Genomic DNA, 1,836 nt, shown 5'->3' with positions numbered 1-1,836 from the left:
AGGGCGCGGGAGCACGTTCGACACCAAGGAGGTCGAGGCCCTCGCACGGCGCAACAGACGGGAGGGCGGCGGCAGTTCGAGCGGTGGCGGCGAGCCCTCCTCCATCACCTGGCCGCGGTAGAGCACCACGACCCGCTGGGAGAGGAACCGTACGACTTCGAGGTCGTGTGCGATGAAGAGCAGGGCGAGCCGCCGCTGGTCGCGCAGATCGGCCAGAAGGTTCAGCACCTGGGCCTGGGTGGAGAGATCGAGGGCGCTGACCGGCTCGTCGAGCACGATCACCTTCGGGTCGCAGACCAGCGCTCGGGCGATCGCCACCCGTTGGCGCTGACCGCCGGAGAACTGCGCCGGGTAGCGGTCGATCGCGTCGCCGGGCAGTCCGACGGCCTCGAGTGCGGTACGCGCTCGCCGCCACTGTTCCCGCTGGGGCACACGCAGCACACGCAGCGGCTCGATCAGGGTCTGGCCTATGGTCTGGGCCGGGTTGAGCGACGAGTACGGGTCCTGGAAGACGACCCGCAGGTCGATCGCGCTGACCCGGCGCTGCCGCAACGACGCCTTGGTGATGTCCACGCCGTGGAGAAGGATCGATCCGGAGGTCGCCGGCTGGAGCCCCAGGACGGCTTTGCCGATGGTGGACTTGCCCGAGCCGGACTCTCCGACCAGGCCGAGTGTCTCGCCCGGGGCGATGTCGAAGCTGACGTCGCCGATCGCCGGAGGGGCCTTGCGGCGTCGGCCGTAGTGGACGACGAGGTCGCGAACGGACAGGGCGGGCTGGTTCATCGGGCGGCTCCGGATTCGCTCGTGGTGACGGTCGTCGCCGTGGACAGCGGGTGGACGCACCGAACCGTCCCCCCGTCGTGTGCCGGGGCCGCCGCGACCGGCTCGGAACACCGGGACGTGGCCAGGGCGCAGCGACTCGCGAACCGGCAGCCGCCGCGCCAGTCCTCGGGCGGTGGCACCGTGCCCCGGATGGACGGCAGCCGGCTCGGCACCGCGGCACCCCGCGGAATGTGGGGGTTCGCGCTCAGCAACGCGTCCGTGTAGGGGTGCGCGGCATGGTCGAGGACCTCGGCGACGGTGCCGGACTCGACCACCTGGCCCGCGTACATCACCGCGACGTCGTCGCACAGGTCGGCCACCACGCCGAGGTCGTGGCTGACCAGCACCACGGAGAGGCTCTCGGTTCGCACCAACGACCGCAGCAGGCTGAGGATCTCGGCCTGCACGGTGACGTCGAGCGCCGTGGTGGGCTCGTCGGCGATCAGCAGCTTGGGCGAGCCGGTGAGAGCCAGCGCGATGCAGACGCGCTGTGCCATGCCGCCCGAGAGGTGGTGCGGATGGCCGCGCAGGATCCGCTCCGGGTCGACGATGCCCACCTGCGCGAGGAGACCCAGGGCGATGCGGCGGGCCTCCCGGCGACCGACACCGCGGAACCGGCGGATCGGCTGGGTCAGTTGGTGTCCGATGGAGAACATCGGGTCCAGGGCGACCATCGGTTCCTGCGAGATGAGTGCGATGTCACGGCCGCGTACGGCCTGCAGTTCCTTCTCGGTCAGGCCGGCCAGGTCCCGGCCGCCGAAGTGGATCGAACCGTGGGTCACGGTGACGCCGTCCGGCAGCAGCCCCAGCAGGGACCGGGCGGTCATCGTCTTGCCGCAGCCCGACTCCCCCACCAGGCCCAGCACGGTGCCGGGCCGGATGCGGACCGAGACGCCGCTCACCAGTTCGGGTCCGTCGACGACGCCGACACGCAGGTCGCGCACCTCGAACAGCGCGCCGCTCGTCTCCGTATCCGCCTGTGTTTCCGTATCCGCCTGTGTTTCCGTATCCGCC

2 protein-coding genes are annotated in these 1,836 nt (G+C 71.1%); both read right to left on the bottom strand.

The window, feature by feature from the left end; translation table 11 throughout:
• On the bottom strand, positions 1-783 hold a 783-nt coding region (locus tag ACWEBX_RS39920; RefSeq protein WP_451889603.1), incomplete at its 3' end, for an ATP-binding cassette domain-containing protein.
• The coding region (locus ACWEBX_RS39915) for an ABC transporter ATP-binding protein (RefSeq protein WP_451889602.1) at positions 780-1,836 on the bottom strand (1,057 nt) is incomplete at its 5' end. The genes ACWEBX_RS39920 and ACWEBX_RS39915, both read right to left, overlap by 4 nt.

The organism is Streptomyces sp. NPDC005070, from assembly GCF_053600395.1.
This window is presented reverse-complemented; position numbering and strand designations above follow the sequence as displayed.